Origin of the sequence: Lactiplantibacillus brownii (assembly GCF_031085375.1) — a bacterium.
Taxonomy (GTDB): Bacteria; Bacillota; Bacilli; order Lactobacillales; family Lactobacillaceae; genus Lactiplantibacillus; species Lactiplantibacillus brownii.
The window spans coordinates 2,407,314-2,428,069 of record NZ_JAVCWF010000001.1 but is presented as its reverse complement, the minus strand read 5'-3'; the positions used below and the strand labels follow the sequence as shown (position 1 = coordinate 2,428,069).

Here is a 20,756-nt window from a genome sequence, read left to right as displayed (position 1 = left end):
TCTGTTATGAGATGTCTTGTTGACGGCGCTTTTGAATACCATCAATAATTTCTTGAACCGTAATTTTTTGCATTTCTTTTTCAGTGGCGCTTTGAATTCGATCGTAAGCGTCATTTAATGTTTTCTGGATGTTAGCACCAATTGGGCAGTCCATATTAGTATGAGGATCTACATGAAGAATATCATGATTAGTTTCAACGGCTTTAAAAACATCTAACAATGTAATTTCAGAAGCTGGTTTCGCCAACCGTGGCTTTGCGGCACCTACCGTGCTGGCCAGTAGACCGGCATTTTTTAAGTTAGACATTAAACGTCTTACGACACTTGAATTGGACTCAATACTTTCAGCAATAGTATTGCTACTAAGATTTCCGGCAGGAACAATACTTACATAGGCTAAGATATGGATTGCGTCACTGACCTTATATGAATACTTCATATAAAAATACCTCCTTGAAATTTATTCTAATGACTTGCTCTAATTGGGAACATCGCATTTCCACTTGCAGTTTTTTCAGCTGGAACTTCTTCTTGTAGAACATCCCAATGTTCATTGATCTTTCCATCGTCATCGAATCTAAAGAAATCAACAGCAATCACTGTTTTGCCAAAGAAGTTTGTATATCTTCCGTGCACAGCAACAATGTCGTCTTCTTCCATCACGATACTAGGTTCCCAATTCATTTCATTGTCAGTTAAGACGTCACGTAAAGCTTGAATACCATTCTTTACAGAAGGATTATGTTGAGTCCAGTCATTGCCGAAGAAGGTTTCAACCTTATCCATATCCTTTTCGGTGAACACAGCATTCATATAATCAAGAGCACGTTGTTTGTTTGTCATAATTAATTACCTCGTTTTCTGTTGCTTTATTAAGCACAGGTAATATCATAACACCTGTTGCTTTAATGTCAACAGATGAAATTTATTTTTTTAAAATCTAACACGGTAAACAAAATTTGCACAAAGGAACGTGTGTTCGTATAATGAGCTATAAAGGTTGGTGAAATCATGGAACGTACAGTCCCACGCGAGAAATGGTTATATGATGATCGTGGCATGATGAAATGGATGGGCTGGATTTTATCAGATGCCAGTACTTATGTTGAAGACGAGCAAAAATGCGAGCAACTGACGCCGGTTAAGCCAGAAGTGGACAAGATTGCTATTGATAAAGCCTTGCAGGCTAGTTGGCAAAATCATTTGGAAGTCCGATTACAATTTAATATATTAGAAAATAATCTTATAAAATCTGAACTTATAGGTGAAGTTGTTGGTTTTGAAGCTAACAACATCTATCTCAAAATGAATGATGGGAGAATTTCAGCAAAGCCAATGGATAATATACGCCATGTCGAATTAGTTAGAGATGGAAAGTGGTGGTCACATGACAACGCCTTTGGATGACCCAACCAGGTTACCAGTACATGATATTATGTGTATTGACTGTAAGAGCTTTTTTGCCAGTACTGAAGCAATTCGTCACGGAGAATATCCGCTTGCAGCCAAAATTGTAGTTCTATCGCGATCTGAATCACAAGGTGGTCTAATTTTGGCCGCTTCTCCGGACACCAAGCGCGATTATGGTGTAAAGCTGGGAACACGTCAATATGAAATTAAGCTTGACATGGATATTCAACTCGTAGAGCCACATATGGCGGATTATATTCATTTAAACTATCGAATTAGTAAAATTATCCAGCAGTTTACTGATGAACAGCATACTTTTATTTACTCGATTGATGAATTGTTGGCTGATTTTACGCATAGCCATGCACTCTTTGGCACTAACGACGAGATTGCGTTTAAGGTGCAGCAAAGGATTTTTCAAGAAACTGGAATTATAACCACCGTTGGTATGGGGCCTAATCCATTGATGGCTAAACTAGCTTTGGATAATGCTGCTAAGGAAAGCGCACCGTGGCGCGCTTATTGGGGGTATGAAGATGTTGAAAGCAAGCTCTGGCGGATTGGATCGTTAACCGACTTTTGGTCCATTGGTTCCAGAACAGCAAAAAAACTTGAAAATCTAGGAATTCACTCTATTTATGATTTAGCTCACAGTAATCGGAAAAAGTTAAAGCAAAACTTCGGAGTTTTAGGTGATGCACTCTACTTTCACAGCTGGGGTATTGATTATACTGATTTAACCAAACGCTATGTACCACGAGCTGATAATCGTGGCTATGGTAATAATCAGGTCTTAATGCATGATTACACTAATCAAATAGAAATTGAAACAGTGTTATTTGAAATCGCTGATCAAGTAGCAACTCGCCTAAGAAAGCACAACGTATTAGGTGAAATAATTGGCATTTCGGTTGGCTTTTCTGAACCAGATAGTCAAGGACACAGTGGCTGGTCAACCCAGACCAAGATCGATCCTACTAACGAAACAAACGATTTGATTAGGACAGTTAAATATTTATTTGAGAATCGTTGGCAAGGTAATGCATTACGCAATTTGGGTGTCCGGGTAAATCGAATTAGTCAGCCCACATCTTTTCAAACATCCTTATTCGAAGATGTTAAGCATCATGATGCTAATCTGCGCTTAGAAAATACGATTGACCAGATACGATCTAGGTATGGCTATAAAGCGCTTGTTAGAGGTTATAGTAAGACAAATGCGGGAACCGCAATTGACCGTTCAACACTTGTTGGGGGTCATCAAGCCTGAATATATGGAGGAAACAAACATGTTGTCAGAGTCCAAGGTTTTAATTCAAAATTTTGATCAATATTTTCTGCGTCAAACTCATTGGCGCTATCATATCTTGATTGTTGATAACCACTTGTTTGACTGTTATACCTTCTTTTTGCAGGCACAACGTACTGGGCAAAAATTGGTGCACAGTCATGATCTACTGGAAATACCTCACGATAATAAGCTTTACTATGAGATTCTGGTGGATTTAAAAAAACATACACAGCTCAACATAGAATTTCGTGATACCCATCACCTTGTCCGGCCCGGGGCAACTATCATTAATGATAACGTGCACGGTTACTATGCAAATACAAGCTATCATTCACACGCTAAAAGAAACAACTAAAACGGACTCGCTGACCAGAGTCCGTTTTGTATAAATAATTAGTAAATGCATACTGCTTAATTTTGAATCAATATCATTTACAATATTACTTACACTAAGTTGACAAGAGAGTTGATGAAATTTTCCTTTGCTGGTGGGCTTCCGGCTTAGGAAAAGCCCGGCTTGTGAGACCGCACCTTGGCTCACAAACGTGGCCACCACGTTCCAGCATCAAGCCAGACCAACCGGAACGGCAAGTTAAGCGGATATTTATAATTACGATACACTGGTACCAAGTTATTTTGACGAAGCTAATGAAAATCATCCGCAGCAATTTTAGCCAGTAAATCACGAGATGGAATGAAGAAGATTTGTCCTGAAAGAATCGTCGAGAAGCTGAGCAGAAAATCATCCTGTTCAAGCATGTTTTGGAGCATCCCTTTAGTAACGGTCCAGTGGCGGGCATAGCCAATGAAATAAGTCCCGGTGTTGCCAGCTGCTGGATCAGAAAACGGCACGTTCATGCGAACAATTTTTTGTTCAACGCCGTTGATGTCTAGTTTTGAAGCGACATTATGCGCGTTCTTAAATTTATCTTTGTCAGCTAGTTCAAAATCACTGAACTTCTCACGGCCAACGGCTTTTTCTTGTTCTTCTGTTTTCATGTGATCCCAAACAGGCATATTATGTTGCCATTTTTGTGCAAAAGCGTAGGACCCATTTTCAAATTGTCGGTCTTCATCCCCAACGAGAGCGTAATCGGCGGCGTCTTCAACGGCCGGGGCTTCGGTACCGTCAATAAAGCCAATGATCGCCCGGCCTTCGAAATAGCGGAAGCCTTTGGTTTCATCAATGACGGTGGTGACTTCGTCTAAAACTCGCCGAAACTGAGTTTGACATTCGTAGACGATAGCCTCATTACTGGCTCTTATATGAAAGAAAAGGTCACCGGAAGTTGCGGGCATCTGGTAGTGGTCCCCAGTTAAGGTGGTGTAAGTTGTCAGTTCTTTGGGTTTGGGTGCGCCAGGAAAGAGTGTTTCCCAAGCAGTGTTACTGAGACCAATACTTACTTTGAGTTGGGTGCCAGTTTCAGGTTTGGCGTCGCGAATGCGTAACGAGCGAATAATGGCTTGCGAACGATCCGCAAATTCTTGGAAAACGGCCCGGGTGTGATCAAGGTTATGGCGGTCCAAAGCTAAAACGGTGAATTGAACATGTTCGCCGACATCCTTCCAGACATCTTGAGCGTGACTAGGTGTGATTGGCATGGAAATCCCTCCAAAATGATTGATAAACCAAGGGTAACTGTCGGTTTAAACTGCGTCAATCAAAGTGAATAATAAAAGGGTGCTCGCCGACAGTTAAGTCAATTTTTGAACGAGGAAAATTTGGCGTCAAAAAAGGATTGAGAAAAGCTCGAAATTTTTCTCAATCCTTTTTGATAATTAACTGTAGTGGCCAATTAAGTCCGTAGATAGCCGTCTTCTTGAGCAACCGCTTTTTGTGCCACGATGTTCAGATAATCGAATGGATTATTGAAATTGGGCGAAAATAGCATGTCCAAAAAGGCCAGCTGATCAATCGTACTATCATTTTGAATTTGCGATGAGATCACATTGGCCGACTGTGAAACGTCGTGTTTACTCATCAGCTGGGCGCCTAAAATCTTGCGATTATTGCGATCGTAAATTAATTCAACGGTCACCGGATAAGCATCCGGCATGAAATCTGGCCGATAGGGCGCGGTATAGCTGACTTTGGCAGCCGCAAATTTGGCCGCTTTAGCCGCTGCATACGTTAATCCGGTACAAGCAACGGTGTGTTTGAAAATATACATCCCAGTAGAAACCTGCGTGCCAATTGACCGAACGCGTCGTTTGAAAACGTTTAGGCCAGCCAGTGCGCCTTGACGAACGGCGTGCGAAGCGAGGGGCGCATAGACCATTGTGCCGGTAGGATTGAAATGAACGAGCGCACAGTCACCAGCGGCCAAAATATCGGGGTCCGAAGTTTGCATGTAGTCATCCGTTTCAATTGCCCCGTTGCGCGTCATCCGCACCTTACCTTGCAAAAGGTCCGTTTGGGGGATAATCCCCGCGCTAATGGCGGCCATATCAACTTCATAATCTTGATCATCCGTTTTGACAAGAAGGCTGCCCGTGTCGGTTTCCTTAAAGGCCGTCACCGTTGTATTCGTGACAACTTGAACGCCATGGTCGCGAATGACTTTGGCAATCGCTTCCGAAAGTTCAGGTTCCACATAGGCATTGAGCAAATGGCTAGGCTGCTGAATCAATAAAACTTGATGCCCAGAATCCGCATAGCCTTCCGCAAGCTCGACACCGACATAGCCACCACCAACAATTAAAATCCGTTTAACATTGGCTGTATTTTGACAGAGATCGTGAGCCTGGTCGTAAGTCTTACATAACATGACCTTAGGATTCTCAATCCCGGTGATGGCCGGAATCGCCGTCACGGAGCCGGTTGCCATGATGAGCTTGTCGTAGCTCACCGTCGTCATAGCTTTCGTCGTTAAATTCTGAACGAGAATCGTATGGTCCTTAGCATCGACGCGAATCACATCATGTTGCATCTGCATATGAACACCTTGCTTCACAAAGTCGGTCGGTTCGGCGTATAATGCATCTGAAAGTGTCTCGACGGTTCCTTTGATATGTAAGTAGGTCGCACATGACAGGTAGGAAATCTGTGCTTGACGTTCAAACACGGTAATATCTGCTTGGGGATAATTTTTTAAAATTTGCGTTACCGCTGCGATACCCGCATGGGTGCATCCAATCACAACAACTTTCATAAAATAATCCTTTCTTTCTGCTAGTAGTTACTTTATTATAGTATAATGTTAATTTAATTAAACCTTTAGTTCGCATTTTATAGGAGAATAAATTTATTGAAGCCAATTTATCGTTATTTCGTACAACCACAAATTAATACTGATACTAAGTCAATCTTTGGGTATGAATTACTGATGAAGCAATGGACACCGGAGGGCTGGCGCTTACCGGAATCATTCTCGGCAATTGATCCACAAATTATTGCGGATCTTTTAGTAGAATCCACGCGGGTACTTTCGTTGAAAGTGCGCTATTGTTCGGTTAACGTCAGCCGTGAACAGCTGATGACGACTTCCATTGCGGCGGCAATTATTAAGAGCCAAGAACAACTTTATCCAACTAAGCTGACTGTTGAGCTAACTGAAGAGGACGGACCACAAAAGTATACGGTTGCTGAATTATTGCCGCAGCTAAAAACGTTCCTCAATCGCGGCATGCAGCTTTCACTGGATGATGTCGGCACTGGCGATAATTATTTTAATGAAATCCAAGACTTATTGCCATTAGTTTCAGAAGTGAAATTTGCGTTGCAAAACTTTAACAAGCAATTTAAAGATCCGAATATTCAAAAGAAAATTCATTTCTGGCATGCGATTAGCCGCGAGTATGGTTTGCGGATGGTGCTAGAAGGTATTGAGGATCATGAAGACAACCAATTGAGCAAGCAATTAGGAATTAAGCTCAAGCAAGGTTACTATTTCAGTCGACCACAATTATTGAAATTACCACAAGATGCACAATTAGCATAACCTAAAACAAGCCCAGCGCCCTCAACGATGATTGAGTGTGCTGGGCTTGTTTTGTGCGGTGATTAAGCGTAGTGATTCCAAGCAGAATAAATCACAACGGTTTTAGTTTTGTGATCAATAGTGTAAACGACTCGATGGTGAATGTTTAAGCGGCGTGAATATAGACCTGAGGCCGGTGGTGTCAACTTTTCTAAACTTTGGTTAGGAAAATAAGGATCTTGTTTGAGTTGTGCAATGATCGTGAGAAAGTTGGTCACCAGCTGAGATTCTTTACCCATTTTTAGATCAGCTTTTGCTGAGTTTTTAATCACAACGGTATACATTACAGTTTATTCCAGTCAAGGTCATCGATAGCGGTTACGCCTGAGGCATCGTGTTGACGTTCAGCAACTTTGGCGAGAGTCCCATCACTTGCGAGTGTTAGGGTTTCTTGGAGTGCGTCATAATCACTTTTACTGAGAATGACGGTATCCAGATTTTCGTCCTTTTGCTGAATCGTGACAGGTTGATGGTCAAGTGCGACATGCTTTAAAATTTGGTATAGATCTTTACGTGCACTAGTGGGTGTAAAGGTTTCTTGCATTATTTTGACCTCCAATTGTTCAATGTTATTTTAACGTACGCGTTTCGCGTACGCAATTAAAAAGGATGATCATTTAGCTGATGACATGAAGCAAATACGCAAAAACCGCATGAAATTCGTCATGCGGTTTTTAACTATAAACTAAAGGTTGAAAGTTAAAAATTGCCGGTCTGCACCACTACGTCAACAATCCGGTAATGAAAACTAGTCGACTACTGCCGCTTCCGGTTGTTGCCGATAACATGCGGACGAGGGACCGGTTCAAGCCATAGAAACGTCTTGAACCTCGCCCGGAAACTTTGCCAAAGCCGCAAATCTCCCGGACCGTCCGTGGTGTAAGGCCGGCAAAAGAACGCCGGTCAAACACTACCTGCACGTCCGATGCTATCAGCAACAACCTCCAGCTAAGTCAGTAGTTATTTACGGTTAGCGGAGTCAGTCAAAATCGGTGTGCAGTGTCGGCGAGATTAGTCGGCGTTCTTGGCTGACTAATCTCGCGGGGCAATTCAAAGACGTGTTTTATCGGCTTGGAATTGAGGCGTCAGACCGTACCTTGGCTGGCGCCGCCCCCCACAGCACACCGATTTTGACTGACGGAGCGCTAAATTTAGGTGAGTCTGGTTACCGGTACGACAACATTTGTGATGCTTTTGAATCTTTCAACCTTTAACTATAAAGTCATTTCCGTATTTCGCTGTGTCAATCGCAAAATACTATAGTAAATGAGCCCAATAACTAGCCAAGTGCCCCCAATTTCTTTCGCAAGCAAGTTTAAGTTCAACATGACAAATAGGATGACGGCAAAGCCGATAATGGGAACAATCAGGTGATGCCAATAATCGTGGGACCGTTCTTTGATTAGAAAATGATTGATGACGGCGACATGGATGACTAAAAAAGCCGTCAGGGCACCACAATTCACAATTTCAGAAAGAACGCCACTGTTGTTCATAAAGGCTAGGCCAACGAGCAAGGAAATCACTGAGACCAGAATCGTGCTGACATAGGGTGTTTTATATTTAGGATGAACTTTAGCTAAAACTTTAGGCAAATTATGGTCACGTGACATGCCGAAGAGAATTCTTGAAATTGCGGCCTGAGCGGCTAAGGCGTTGGCAAATCCCCAGGAAAGGATCGTGGCAATGGTGGTCAAATACATCAAAAAGGGGCCACCGACTTTACCGGCCACGACGTAAAAGGCTGTATCTAAATCACTAAATGAGTGCCAATTAGGGACAATTAAGGCGGCCAGATAAGTTTGCAAGATAAAGAGTATCCCGACAATCATGAGTGACCACATGATCCCTTGACCCACCGTCTTGTTGCCGCCAGTGGTTTCTTCAGCGAGGGTGCTAATGCCGTCAAAGCCTAGAAAACTCAAGACGGCCACGGAAGTTGCGGTCATGACAAAGTTAAGATTGAACTGTTTGGCATCGTAAAATGGTTTCAAAGTAAAGCCGTTACCCACGCCGTGCATTAAACCGTAGACGCCCATGATGACAAAGAAGGCGAGCACAATTAATTCCCCAATCAAGAAGATTCGATTAGCAATGGCGGTAAATTCAATGCCTCGGACATTGATCAAGGTATTGATCGTGATGAAGATGACTAACCAGATCCAAGTAGGGACGGTCGGTAATAATGATTTGAGCGAATTGGCCGAAATGATATAGAGCAACGCTGGGACGAAAATGTAGTCCAAAATAATCATCCAACCGGATAAGAAACCGATAGTTTGATTAATGCCAAGTTTGGCATAAGCATACACTGAACCGGCAATTGGGAACGCACGTGACAGTTGACCGTAGCTCAAAGCAGTAAAAAACATAGCGACCATCCCAATGGCGTAAGTGAGCGCAATCATGCCGCGTGACGCGGAAATGACGGATCCATAAATTCCCATCGGAGCAATCGGCACCATGAAGATCAAGCCGTACACCACTAAGTCTTTGACCGATAACGTTCGGTCGAGCTCCTGTTTATAACCAAAATCGCTAAGTTTGGCATTTTGATCATTGTGAATCTGATTAGTTGCCATTGGCTAGTTCTCCTTAGTTTGATTGAAGGTGCCATGGCGTAAATCTAAAAAGTAATTTTTTAGGTTAGTAAAAAAGACTACTGGATTATCGACCATGTGGTTATGACCGCTATCCGAGGTCACGACCAGTTGCGCATTTGGCATGTTGTGTTGCATGCGTTTAGCCGTTGTCAGCGGCATCGTTTCGTGATCTGCAAACGACAACAACGTGGGGACCTGAATGGTTTTTAATTGCTCAGAGAAGTCCCAGTGATCGAGGTCACCTTCAACCACAAATTCATTGTCGCCTTGAAAATGGTTGTAGACGGGTTTGGCCTGAATATCGACCGTATGAGACATCATCGCTGGTTGGCGACGATTGACATAACCGTGATACAAGTGAGCAATCAACTGCCGATAATGTGGATTTGACCACTGCCCTCGGCGTTCAATAGCCGCCATGAAGGCATTTTCTGCCGGTGAGAATTCGGCGGCACGAATCGCTTTGATGTGGGTCACGTAATCCGGAATATTATCGATCATACTGATGATAATGAGACCTGCGAGTTGTTCCTGATGTTGCGCAGCGTAGGTCATGGCGAGCATACCACCCCAAGAATGCCCCGCTAAAAAGAAATGATCGTAGCCGAGTAGCTGTCGAACCTCGTCGACTTCACTCAGATAATAGTCTTCAGTCAAATACGTCGCTTTAATCGCTGGGTCATCCCAGTCAGGCGTATCCGAATACCAAGAACCAAGTTGGTCATACATCGTCACTTCAATGTCGAGGTCTGCCAGCTCCGGGCCAAAGCGTTCAAAAACTTCGTGAGTATCACCTGGGCCGCCGTGAAGACAGAGCAATTTAGTTTTGCCGCCTAGATTATTTGTATGTGTCCAGATATGATAGCCATTTTTTAGTGTTAAAATTCGCGTGATATTTCGCATGAATCCGACACCCACCTTTTTATGTTAATACTGACTAAAATACACTTAATTCTCATCTTTTTCAAATCGAATTCTAATTTTAAACCGAGTTGTCAGTAGACTATCGGTTTGAAGCAATTTATCACTTAACAAACACTAATTCTCTGGAAAAACAAACAGAAGCAGTTGCGATGACCCGTTCATCAAGGTCAACGCAACTGCTTCTGTTTGTTTAAATCATGTCAGGCTTGCCCAAATAAGGCTAAATGTTGTTTCAAATATTTACCCGTAACACTAGCCGAATTATGACTAACCTCGGTAGGTGTCCCGGTTGCCACAATGTGACCACCGTTGATACCACCAGCCGGACCCATATCAATAATATAGTCGGCGTTAGCGATGACATCTAAATCATGCTCGATGGCGATGACCGTGGCACCTTGTTGGATCAGCTGATTGAAAACTTTGACCAGTTGCTGAATGTCTAGCGGATGTAAGCCAACGGAAGGTTCATCGAAGACAAATAAAGTCCCATTTTGGCGTTTCCCGATTCGTGAAGTTAACTTTAGGCGTTGCGCTTCACCACCGGATAGTGCGGGGGTACTTTCACCAAGTAACAAGTAGCCTAGTCCCATGTCGTGAAGAATCTGTAACGTATTTTCAATGCTCGTTTCGGCTTTGAAAAAGTCCAACGCTTCATCCACGGATAGGGCGAGAATCTCGGCGATGTTTTTGCCTTGCCAATCGATGGTTAAAGTTTCTTTATTGTAACGAGCGCCATGGCATTGTGGGCAGACTTCGTTGATATCGGGCAGATACTGCACGTCTAGCGAAATTTCGCCAGTCCCGCCACAAGTTGGACAAGCGCCCGCCGCGACATTGTAAGAAAATTGACTGGCGGTCCAACCTTTTTGCTTAGCGGCAGGGGTCGCTGCAAATAGGCGCCGTAAATTATCCAAAATGTTGGTGTAGGTGGCCACGGTTGACCGAACATTCTTACCAACTGGAACGGAATCTACCTTAATGACGTGACGGACATGATTATTGTTAAAATGTGTCACGTGTTTTGGTAGTGGTAGATGTTTGGCCGTCGCTTCTAAAGCTGGAATCAAGCTATCCAAGATCAGCGTCGTTTTACCCGCACCGCTCATCCCAGTAATTGTTGTGAGCCGATTCTTGGGAATATGAGCGGTAATATCTTGGATGTTGAAACGATGCGCTACTTCAATATCAAGACTGCCCTTAGTCCAGAGGTCACGATCTGCTAAGACGGGACGCTCGCGCAAGGTGGCTGTGCCGTTTAAAAATGGGGCAATCAAGGAGGTCGATTGCTGCTTGATCGTTGCAACGGTCCCTTGGTCGACAATCGTGCCGCCGTTTTTACCCGCGCCTGGGCCAATTTCAAGCACGTAATCTGCGGCGGAGATGATACTCGTATCATGGTCGACGACGACCACAGAGTTTCCTTGGGCAACTAGGCCACGAAAGGTCTTGATTAACCCGGCGACATTGGCCGGATGTAAGCCAACGGAGGGTTCATCTAAAACATAGAGAACCCCGGTAGTGGCACTCCGCAATGTACGTCCTAATTGGATTCGTTGTAATTCACCAGTGGATAAGGTCGCACCTGGGCGACTTAAAGTGAGGTAATCTAAGCCGAGGTCTTCCATTGGTTGTAGGCTTAATAATAATTCAGAAACTAGAGATTGACCCAAAGTCTGCATACTGTCTGGGAGCCAAGCCACGATTTTTTTAGCAAATTGATGTAGATCAGCGACCGTCAGATCACTGACTTCGGCGATGTTTTTGCCAACCAATAATTGTTGTAACAATTTTGGATTGAAGCGAGAGCCGTGGCAATCGGGACAGGTGTCAAAAGTATAGAAGCGATTCAAACGTTTGATGGTCCGTTCGTTTTTAGTCGTTGCCATGCTGTCTTCCACTGCGGCAAAGGCATTCTCATAGACTGCGTTGTTCATGTGGAAAATTTTTCCTTTAGCACTGGGAATGCTGATTTCAACGGTTTGTTTGTCGCCGTGTAGCACTCGCTGCTTGTCGGCGGCACTGAGATCTTTGTAGGGCACGTCGATAGGAATGCCGATACCATTGGCGACGATGGGCATGAAATTTCGGCCTGGTAAGTGCCAAGCAGCCACCGCGCCTTCACGAATGGTTTGATCTTCATCCGCAATGAGCAAATCGGCGTTGATCTGGCGGACTTCACCGAGTCCGCCACAGGTGGGACAAGCACCGGTGGAATTGAAGGCAAAGCTTTCTGCACCAAAGGCGGTAAAATGTACGCCACAAACTGGACAAGTTAAATGGCCCATATTTTCAGCAATCGCTAAGGTTGGTTTCAGGCGATGCCCATTAGGACAGACGGGTGAACCGAGTCGCGAAAAGACTAGTCGCAGAATATTTAAACTTTCAGACATGGTCCCAACGGTCGAACGGACTCCTGGGACTTGTGGGCGTTGGCGCAAGGCCAATGCGGATGGCAAATATTCAACCGAATCAACATTGGCTTTGCCGACTTGGTTAATCCGGCGCCGAGTGAAAGTGGAGAGCGCATTTAAGTAGCGCCGTGCCCCTTCAGCGTAAAGCACGCCCATGGCGAGTGAAGATTTACCGGAGCCACTACGACCGGTGATGGCCACAAATGAATTTAAAGGGATATCAACAGACATATTTTTTAAGTTGTTGACATGGGCACCGCGGACCTTGATATGGGTCGGGATGGTGGAATTAGGCATGAAATCGAGACTTCCTTTCTGATTAATGGTGATTGAACGATTAATTCTATGCTACAACAACCGGCTAGATTTGCACATTGAAGTGTATTCGGATTCGCACGTATGTTAAACTATGATAATTAGTACAATCAAGCAAACGGTTGGGTCATAATGATTGGTCAAAAGTATGGGGGAAATAGTTGTGGAAGTGATCGCAAAATGCCGTTCATGGGGAATTGAGCGGTATCGAAGTATGGCATTGGTTGTAGGAATTTTAGGATTAGGATTATTAATCACCGTGCCCGAATTTTGGCATCATGCGGTTATTATGTCCTCGGATAGTCGCATTCATTTTACACGACTTGAACAGGTTTATCGGTCATTGCAGGGTTTACAATTACCACCATTAGTTAATTTCTTTGGCTTTGGTCAGCAGGGCTTAGCGGTCAATGGCATGTATCCATGGCTGACGGCAGTTATTTTTATCGGGCCCCGCTTTTTAGTGGCGAGTCCGATATTAGCCATGGCGATAGGTTTTTTACTCGTTAACTGGCTGACTGGCCTCACTAGTTGGTTACTCTGCCGACAGTTAACCAGTAGCCGCCGTTATCAGCTATTAGGTGTGACGATTTATTTATTGAATACCTATCATTTGGCATTGTTATATGCGCGTACTGCGATGGGTGAGCTGTTGGCGTACTTATTTTTACCATTAGTCTTGTTGGGGTGTTTACAGCTCTGGCAGTCTGAACGGGTCAATCGGGGTTGGCTATGGTTGGCAGTCGGCATGGCCGGAATCGCGAATAGTCATGTGTTGTCATTATTAGTCGTTAGCCTTGTCCTTGGCTTGATCGAAGCAATCCGTTGGTGGCAACGCAAGCTTAAACGATCTGAGTTATTTGGTTTGTTAAAAGCAGGTATCGTTGCCTTAGGGGCCTCAGCTTATTCCTTAGGCAATCTTATTTATGTCAGCTTTAATAATCAAATGACGGTACCATTTCGAAATTTAATCACGATTGATTTGGCACAGGTGCAACAAGTGTGGCTCACTAATCGTTTTAGTGAAGTTGCGAGTAGTTGGAGCGTAGGGCTACCAGTCATGGTGCTCTTGGGCTTCTTGGTGAGTCAATGGTTCCGGTATGCTGCAAGTTATAAGCAGGAAACCTGGATTCCGTGGTTAAAACTAACTTTGCTCAGTATCGTCATCACTTTAAGCTGGTGGCCATGGGAAAAGTTAGCCCAGTCACCAGTGGGCGTGATTCAGTTTTGGGGTCGACTGTTGTGTGCCACCGCGTTATTAACGATGGTTACGCTAGTGCTTTATTGTAATCAGCATCCGTTGAAACGCCGGACTTATTGGAGTGGTATGGCAGTCATCACGTTAATGGCGCTCAGCTCGCTGGGTTTATTCAACCAGTCGATGCATCCGGTGCCGGCGGGTGATCCGCATCGCATCGTTGCGCGCGGCACCTATTTTCAGATGTTAAATACGACGAGTTATTTACCTGAATATCATCCAAAGTCGAAGGCTGGCAAGGACGTCTTAGAAATACACAATCAGACTAAATTAACGCTTGAACACAGCACGGGTGATCGTGGCATTTATCTGGTTGAAACGCCACAAAAGGGCCGGGTGACAGATCTGGCATTTGCACAATATCGTGGCGTCACTTACCACATGACCCTTAATGGTGAGCCAGTTAAAAGCTTAGCGACGGATCATCTCAGATTAAAATTGCCAAAACGCCGTAATCAGTTGGTCGTCAAAGCCCAAGCGCCTAGTTTTGACTACCCCTTAATTGCCATAAGTTTAGTTACTTGGGTTGGTTTAGGAATTAGTCTCAGTCGTAAGCCTTAAATACGGTCAAATGGTCGCCTAAACGGGTGACCATTTTTTGTTGAATGGAAACTTTTCGGACCACTGCAGCGAGCAGCAATCACCAAAATTGAGCGCCTTATCGTAAGATTAGCTGTGCCCGAATTGGTATGGTAAAATTGAGCTAAATCGGGGAAATGAGGGGTGGCCTATGAAACGACGACTTTGGTGGTTCATCATTGCGAGCATGTTTGTAACCATCATCACACTCAGTTGGCGACCGTTGGCTGTGCAAGCAGATTATACGATCAAAAATTATGATGTGCATGTAGATGTGGCTAAAGATGGGAGTGCAGAAGTCAGCCAGGAGATAAACTATCTCTTTGGCGACGATTACCATGGGGTCTATAACGTGCAAGATCTGCATGGTATCCAAGGTGCACAATTTGAAGGGGTCGCCACGCGGTTAAATGGTGGGATGACAGAAACTGCGCGGTCGACGCAAAACGAGGCTAATAACACCTATCAACTGACTCAAACGAAAAAACAATTTCGAGTGAAACTTTATCGCGCGGTCAGCGCTGGTGATGAACTTCGGGTCGCCTATCGTTATCGCCTACTCGGAGTTATTACGAATTATCAAGATACGGCTGAACTAAACTGGAAAATTATTGGAACGGGTTGGGATGAACCGCTGAAGAAGGTCCGGTTAACCATCCAGTTACCCGCTAAAAATATTAAACAGTTGCAAGCTTGGACGCATGGACCGCTGACTGGTCACACGCAGGTCGATAAAAGGAACGGTCGCGTGACGATGACTTTGCCCAGCAATCCAGAGAATTCCTTTGTTGAAAGTCACTTGCTATTTCCAACTAGCGTGACAGCAACTAATCAGCGAACTAGTTCCAAAAAACGTCTTGTTGCAGCGCAAAAGCAAGAGGCTGCGTTGGCGAAAGCGGCTAATGCTAAGCGGCGGCGACAATCGTTGATCGGCAAGGTGTTGTATGGATTAGCGATAGTCGCATTAGTCGTGACTGTGCTGGGTTATTGGTGGTGGCTGCGACGCCATCCTGCTAATTCGCATCAGCGGCCAATTCCAATCAATCACTCATTTGATGTGCCAACAGTGCAACCAGCCGTGGCGCAATCCTTGTGGCGAACCGCGTCACCGGATACGCGGGCACTATCGGCAGAAATTTTGCAAGCGGCCGCTGACAAAGAGTTGACGCTTGAACCAATCTTAGGAAAACGAAAACCGACTGTAAAACTAACTAAATTAGCGCCCATCACGAATTCATTTTTAGCGCACTGCTTTGATAAGGTAGCGGTTCGTGATGAATTACGGTTAGATCAACTAAAGAAGTTTGGAGAAAAGGATACCAAGGGACGGCTAAATAAATGGTTTACACAGTGGCAACACACGATTGACGAGGCAGTTGCCGCCTATCAAGATCAAACTAACTATCGGTTACGCCATATTTGGTTAGGCTTTGGTGTGGCAACGACAATTATCAGTCTCTTGGCGACGTTGGTTGGATTACTAATCAGTCCTTTGTTGGCGCTGATCACTGGGATAGTCGTGGCAATTTTAACTGGGCTGATCTGGCTGCTGGCAATCGTTAATTATCGTAAAATTACGATCAATACGGATGAGGGCCTTGCGCTGGTGAATCAAATTACTGGTTTTCGGCAGATGCTAAAAGATATTGGCCATTTTAATACAGCTGAGATCGGTGACTTGGTTTTATGGGAACAAATCTTACCATATGCGGCTGCATTTGGCTTAGCAGAACCGGTTGCGAATAAGTTGGCGATTGATTTCGGTACGGCCACGCTCGCAGCGGGCATTGGCATTTACTATCCAATCTTCTTTGCCAATGATGGCTTTGATTTTGATTTATCAGGGACGCTAAGTGACAGCTTTTCAGGGGCACTCGATGCCTCAAGTGGGGCTAGCTCACCAGCTGGTGGTTCCGGTGGCTTTTCGGGCGGGAGTTCGGGTGGCTTTGGCGGTGGCTCCGGTGGGGGCGCATTTTAACTGAGCTTTGAGCGGATGAATCGCATTAAGCTAGCTTCAATCACAGCTTACAGGTTGTTTGATATTTATAAAAATCAGAAAAAAGACTGACTATCACTCGAAGCTGAAACGAGTAATAGCCGGTCTTTTGGTATGCTATGAATGTTGATTACTCAGTAAAGAAGCGGACTAATCGTTTGACTTAGTTCCGGTGAGGCTTGCGAAACTTAAAGGTTCCCAAAGTTAGGATTCCCAATAACAAGCCTAGAAGAGCAGTGCCAAAAGTTGAAGTAGCTTTGTGGCTAGATTCGCTAGTTTGTGGCAGTGCACTATTCTTGCTAAGCATGGATAGTGGCTGGGCACGATGATTATTAGTACTCGTTGGTAGAACGACACCGGTATGGTTGCCAATTGAAAGAACTGAATTTGCTTGAGCGTTTTCCGACTGTTGTGTCATAGCTAGTGTCGTTAAGTTAGCAGCAGCTTTGGCAGCATCGATGGCTTTAGCCAGTGATTGAACTTTGAGGAGGGCAGCTTGATAATTTTGGTTGGTCGGCGTTGCAGTGTCTTCAGCTAACCGTTTGAGTCTGGCTAGCTCTTCTTTGGCAGCATTGTACTGATTGACAAGTTCCTCGATTTTGGTCTGAGCTGCCGCGTTGTCAGCCGCTTGCTTGGCACGTTCTTCAGCCAATTTCACTTCTAAGTCATGCTTAACTTGGAGACTATCCAAGACTGTTTTAGCGCGATCATAAGCAGAATTGGCATTGATCAAGGCTAATTTTGCTTCTATAAGTGATTGCTTGGCAGCTTCAGCTTTTTGTTTGGCCGACATGTCATTTTGTTCTGCTTGCTTTAGCGTAATTGTTGCATCGTTTAATGCACTTTTAGCAGCAGCTAAAGTAGCGTCCGCATTTTCCAGTTGTGATAACTTTGCCTTAGCAGTTTCGTATTCGCTTTGGCGGTCCTTAACAGCTTGAGTGGCAGTTTCCAAACTAGTCTTGGCGTTTGCGAGTGCCTGGTTAGCGGTATCTAATGCTTTTTGCTGACCGTTAAGGGTAGATTTAGCACTATCCAATTGAGCTTGTGCATTGGCTAAAAGTGCCTTAGCGCTGTTTAATTCAGATAAAGCGTGGGCTTTCACGTTCGCAAAATCAGCCAGTTCAGCCGTGATGGATGCTAATTCAGCTTTGGCATCAGCAACGTGTTGTTTAGTGGCTGCTAAAGCATCAGTGGCGTTTTTAGCCTTAGTAACGGCATCCTGTGCGGCAGTTGCAGCGGATTGGGCATTACCATCCGCAATCGATTGAACTTGTTTAGCGGCATCCAAAGTTTGGTTAGCAGCAGTTAGTAACTTAGCCTTATTGTCAGCGTTAGCAGTTGCCTGAGCTAAAGCATCACCGGTTGATTGTACCTTGGCTTGCGCGGCAGCTACAACCTTAATTTGGGCATCTCGTGTGGCTTGCAAGTTACTTAAGTCAGACTTAGCTTGTGTTAAAGTGGCCTGATCAGTGTTTAACTTGTCTGATTGTTGTTGTAGTTGCACTGATAATGCTTGAATTTTGTTGGCAAGACTAGATTGAGTGTTTTGGGCTGTAGCTAAGTCATATTGCGCATTAGTAAGTGTGGTTTTCGCATCTTGAAGTTTTTGAGTTGCAGTTACATTAGCGTGCTTAGCGGCGTCCAAAGCTGATTGAGCGGAATTACGAGTGTTAGTTGCTGTACCCAAGTACGTGTTTAGTTCGTTCAAAGACGGGGTAGTGATAATTGGCGTTGTATCTGGAGTGGTCCCGTTGATATTTGCATCAGAGCGAGTCGTGAAATGTACATGGCCATATTGATCAAATGCCAATCCAAAGTAATATTGGTTGTTGTAATTTTCACTAGTTTCTGAACCACCCATCATTGAATGAAAATGGCCCCAGCTGTTGTTGCCACCATCACCAAATAACATTAACTCGATTACGGTTACTAATTGCCCTTTTATTTGGGCAATTGAAATTGAACCATTCTTTTTGATCATGTTATCAATAAATGTCTGGCCCCAGTCTTCTCCAAGACCTACATAGTTACCGATACCCACATGGTATTTCGCTGCAACCTTATCTACGGCATCACTTAAATGGGTTTTCTCGTCAAATACATTTAATCCGGCGTCGTTGTAGGCTTGTGCTACATCTTTGGCGGCATTTAAATCAACAACTTGTGATTTCATTTCGATATTATCGCCGCGCCAAATATTGCGACCTTGATTTAAAAGAATTAAGGCATAGTTCACTAGGTCTTGATATTGAGCGATTGTTAGTTGAGAAATGCTAGTAATCTTAGTGTTCTGATCGTTTGTAGTGTATTTGAATTTGTTAGCCTCATAGGTTTTGTTGAAGAACTCTTGACAATATGCATTCCATTTTTGTTCATAAACTGCGTATTCGGCATCTGTCATATTGGCAATTTGATCGGCAGGCACCAGCCCATTAACTGCTTTCTCCCACGCTGCTTTATCAATGTTCAAAACAGGTACAGCATCAATTTGGCTTTGAATGTCGTTAATGGTTTGGTTCTTCTGATTCAAATCGTTTTGGGCATTGACCTGATTAGCATTCGCACTGTTAGCCTTGTTTTGAGCATTTGAAAGGTTAGTGTTAGCGTTGTTTAAATTGTTGGTTTTGTTTTGAACATCTTTATCAGTATTTGCCTTGTCAGCCGCAGTTTGTTGCTGTTGTTGTTGCGTATTAGCAATATCTGAGTTGTCTTGGTTAATACTGTTTTGAGTGTCAGTAACCTTTTGAGTTAATTTACCCGTGTCTAGTGCATCCAGCTTCTTTTGTTCTTCGTTGGCTTGATTAATTGCGCCATCATGTGAACCTTGGACAGCGTTCTTGTCAGCATTGGCTTTGTCAGAAGCTGTTTGTGCATCCGTCTGCTTGTGTTGAGCATCCGCAGTGGTTGAGGCAGCAGCATTGGCGTCTTGTTTGGCCTTGTCGGATGCTTGTTGAGTGGACTGGACATTTGCGTTGGCCGTGGTTAAATTCGTGTCAGCAGCAGATTGAGCAGCCTCAGTTGTATTAATTGTTTTGTTGGCTTGATCTTGCTTAGCTTTTAAGTTGTCAGGGGTCAACTGATTGTAAGTGTTTGTCTTGTCATCAACATTTTGTTGAGAAGTGTTAGCGGCAGATTGAGCCGCATTTACATTCTTTTGGGCCTGATCAGTCTGACCTTGTTGGGTATTGACAGCATCAGTTGCTTGGTTGACCACGCCTTGATTTGAAGTTTGTGTGTCCTTAGCAGCACCGACACTGGTGTCAGCAGTAGTAACCTTGTCCTTAGCCTTTGAAATGTTGTCAGGCGTAGCTTCATCTTTGATGGCTTGGGCTGAATTAACCTTGTTTTGAGCTGAGGTGACGGTATTCTTGTTGTCTTGGACCGATTGGTTGGTCGCATCAGACTTGTTTTGAGTATCCTTGGCAGCCTGAGTCTTAGAATCCACGTTAACTTGAGCTTGGTCCTTAGCGGCTTGGGCTTGGGTAACGTTGACTTGAGCTTGGTTAATATCTGAGAAATCGGTAGTGACTGAACGGGCAATGTGGCTGTTATCTCCGGTGGTAGCGGCGTTAGCATTGAGGCTAGGTGCAACCCCCGCACCTACAGCAGCAATACTAACTAAGACAGCGGTGGTGACGGACTTGGATTGATTCAAAATTAAAACACTCCTTTTGGGATAGTTTTAGAAAGTTTGTGGTTCACAAATGGCCTGTAAGCATGACATTAATGACGCTCATTACCATCCGTGACCATATACATAGTTTACGCCAATAACTATCAAAAAGGGATGGTATTTTAATGAAATTATGATCAGATTACTGAAAGCTTTAGCACATAACGATTAAGGCGCATATTGGTGGCCAAATAATTTGATTAATGGCTGATTATCGTCACCGTTGACTGGTCAAAATTTACCCCACTTTAATGGAAATTGTACTTTTTACTGATTGTAGTTAAACAGTACGATTTAGTAAATAACCATGATT

Annotated in this window: 16 protein-coding genes; 6 read left to right on the top strand and 10 right to left on the bottom strand. The window is 44.1% G+C overall.

What is annotated here, in order from left to right; all coding sequences use genetic code 11:
- Positions 1-4: 4 nt before the first annotated feature.
- Both RA086_RS11450 and RA086_RS11445 read right to left on the bottom strand, forming a co-directional pair.
- Positions 5-439, bottom strand: a complete 435-nt coding sequence (locus RA086_RS11450) for an Rrf2 family transcriptional regulator (protein WP_308703915.1) — start codon at positions 437-439, stop codon at positions 5-7.
- 26 nt (positions 440-465) lie between these two features.
- Positions 466-843 (bottom strand): nuclear transport factor 2 family protein, encoded by a 378-nt coding sequence (locus RA086_RS11445; RefSeq protein ID WP_308703914.1) that lies wholly within the window; start codon positions 841-843, stop codon positions 466-468.
- A 168-nt stretch (positions 844-1,011) separates the two neighbouring features.
- Here RA086_RS11445 and RA086_RS11440 point away from each other — a divergent pair, with 168 nt between their 5' ends.
- The 3 genes from RA086_RS11440 to RA086_RS11430 are packed head-to-tail and all read left to right on the top strand — an operon-like array spanning position 1,012 to position 3,056.
- Positions 1,012-1,407: a hypothetical protein gene (locus RA086_RS11440; RefSeq protein ID WP_308703913.1), complete on the top strand. Its 396-nt coding sequence runs from the start codon at positions 1,012-1,014 to the stop codon at positions 1,405-1,407.
- Complete coding sequence (locus RA086_RS11435) at positions 1,388-2,680, top strand: Y-family DNA polymerase (RefSeq protein ID WP_308703912.1); 1,293 nt, start codon at positions 1,388-1,390, stop codon at positions 2,678-2,680. Before RA086_RS11440 ends, RA086_RS11435 begins: the two co-directional genes overlap by 20 nt.
- Before the next feature lie 19 nt (positions 2,681-2,699).
- Positions 2,700-3,056, top strand: a complete 357-nt coding sequence (locus tag RA086_RS11430) for a hypothetical protein (RefSeq protein ID WP_308703911.1) — start codon at positions 2,700-2,702, stop codon at positions 3,054-3,056.
- Positions 3,057-3,346: 290 nt separating this feature from the next.
- Here the strand turns inward: RA086_RS11430 and RA086_RS11425 are convergent, their stop codons facing one another.
- Both RA086_RS11425 and RA086_RS11420 read right to left on the bottom strand, forming a co-directional pair.
- A complete protein-coding gene (locus RA086_RS11425; RefSeq protein ID WP_308703910.1) occupies positions 3,347-4,303 on the bottom strand; it encodes a Dyp-type peroxidase in 957 nt (318 codons plus the stop codon).
- A 194-nt stretch (positions 4,304-4,497) separates the two neighbouring features.
- Complete coding sequence (locus tag RA086_RS11420; protein ID WP_308703909.1) at positions 4,498-5,853, bottom strand: FAD-dependent oxidoreductase; 1,356 nt, start codon at positions 5,851-5,853, stop codon at positions 4,498-4,500.
- Between the two features lie 96 nt (positions 5,854-5,949).
- Here RA086_RS11420 and RA086_RS11415 point away from each other — a divergent pair, with 96 nt between their 5' ends.
- On the top strand, positions 5,950-6,642 hold the full coding sequence (locus RA086_RS11415) for an EAL domain-containing protein (RefSeq protein WP_308703908.1): 693 nt from the start codon (positions 5,950-5,952) through the stop codon (positions 6,640-6,642).
- A 62-nt stretch (positions 6,643-6,704) separates the two neighbouring features.
- Here RA086_RS11415 and RA086_RS11410 read toward each other — a convergent pair whose 3' ends face one another.
- The 5 genes from RA086_RS11410 to RA086_RS11390 form a co-directional block, all read right to left on the bottom strand.
- Positions 6,705-6,965: a Txe/YoeB family addiction module toxin gene (locus tag RA086_RS11410; RefSeq protein ID WP_308703907.1), complete on the bottom strand. Its 261-nt coding sequence runs from the start codon at positions 6,963-6,965 to the stop codon at positions 6,705-6,707.
- Positions 6,965-7,225, bottom strand: coding sequence for a type II toxin-antitoxin system Phd/YefM family antitoxin (locus tag RA086_RS11405; protein WP_308703906.1), 261 nt, complete (start codon positions 7,223-7,225; stop codon positions 6,965-6,967). The genes RA086_RS11410 and RA086_RS11405 overlap by 1 nt, the downstream gene beginning before the upstream one ends.
- Positions 7,226-7,895: 670 nt before the next feature.
- Positions 7,896-9,263, bottom strand: a complete 1,368-nt coding sequence (locus tag RA086_RS11400; RefSeq protein ID WP_308703905.1) for an APC family permease — start codon at positions 9,261-9,263, stop codon at positions 7,896-7,898.
- A gap of 3 nt (positions 9,264-9,266) precedes the next feature.
- The gene (locus tag RA086_RS11395) at positions 9,267-10,187 is read right to left on the bottom strand and encodes a proline iminopeptidase-family hydrolase (RefSeq protein ID WP_308703904.1); all 921 of its coding nucleotides are present in this window, start codon (positions 10,185-10,187) and stop codon (positions 9,267-9,269) included.
- A 221-nt stretch (positions 10,188-10,408) separates the two neighbouring features.
- Entirely contained in the window at positions 10,409-12,919 is a 2,511-nt protein-coding gene (locus RA086_RS11390) for an excinuclease ABC subunit UvrA (RefSeq protein WP_308703903.1), read from the bottom strand.
- Between the two features lie 181 nt (positions 12,920-13,100).
- Here RA086_RS11390 and RA086_RS11385 point away from each other — a divergent pair, with 181 nt between their 5' ends.
- Together RA086_RS11385 and RA086_RS11380 are read left to right on the top strand one after the other, a co-directional pair.
- Complete coding sequence (locus tag RA086_RS11385; RefSeq protein WP_308703902.1) at positions 13,101-14,756, top strand: hypothetical protein; 1,656 nt, start codon at positions 13,101-13,103, stop codon at positions 14,754-14,756.
- 169 nt (positions 14,757-14,925) lie between these two features.
- Positions 14,926-16,752, top strand: coding sequence for a DUF2207 domain-containing protein (locus RA086_RS11380; protein ID WP_308703901.1), 1,827 nt, complete (start codon positions 14,926-14,928; stop codon positions 16,750-16,752).
- A gap of 181 nt (positions 16,753-16,933) precedes the next feature.
- Here the strand turns inward: RA086_RS11380 and RA086_RS11375 are convergent, their stop codons facing one another.
- Positions 16,934-20,425 (bottom strand): SEC10/PgrA surface exclusion domain-containing protein, encoded by a 3,492-nt coding sequence (locus RA086_RS11375; protein WP_308703900.1) that lies wholly within the window; start codon positions 20,423-20,425, stop codon positions 16,934-16,936.
- Positions 20,426-20,756: the final 331 nt, after the last annotated feature.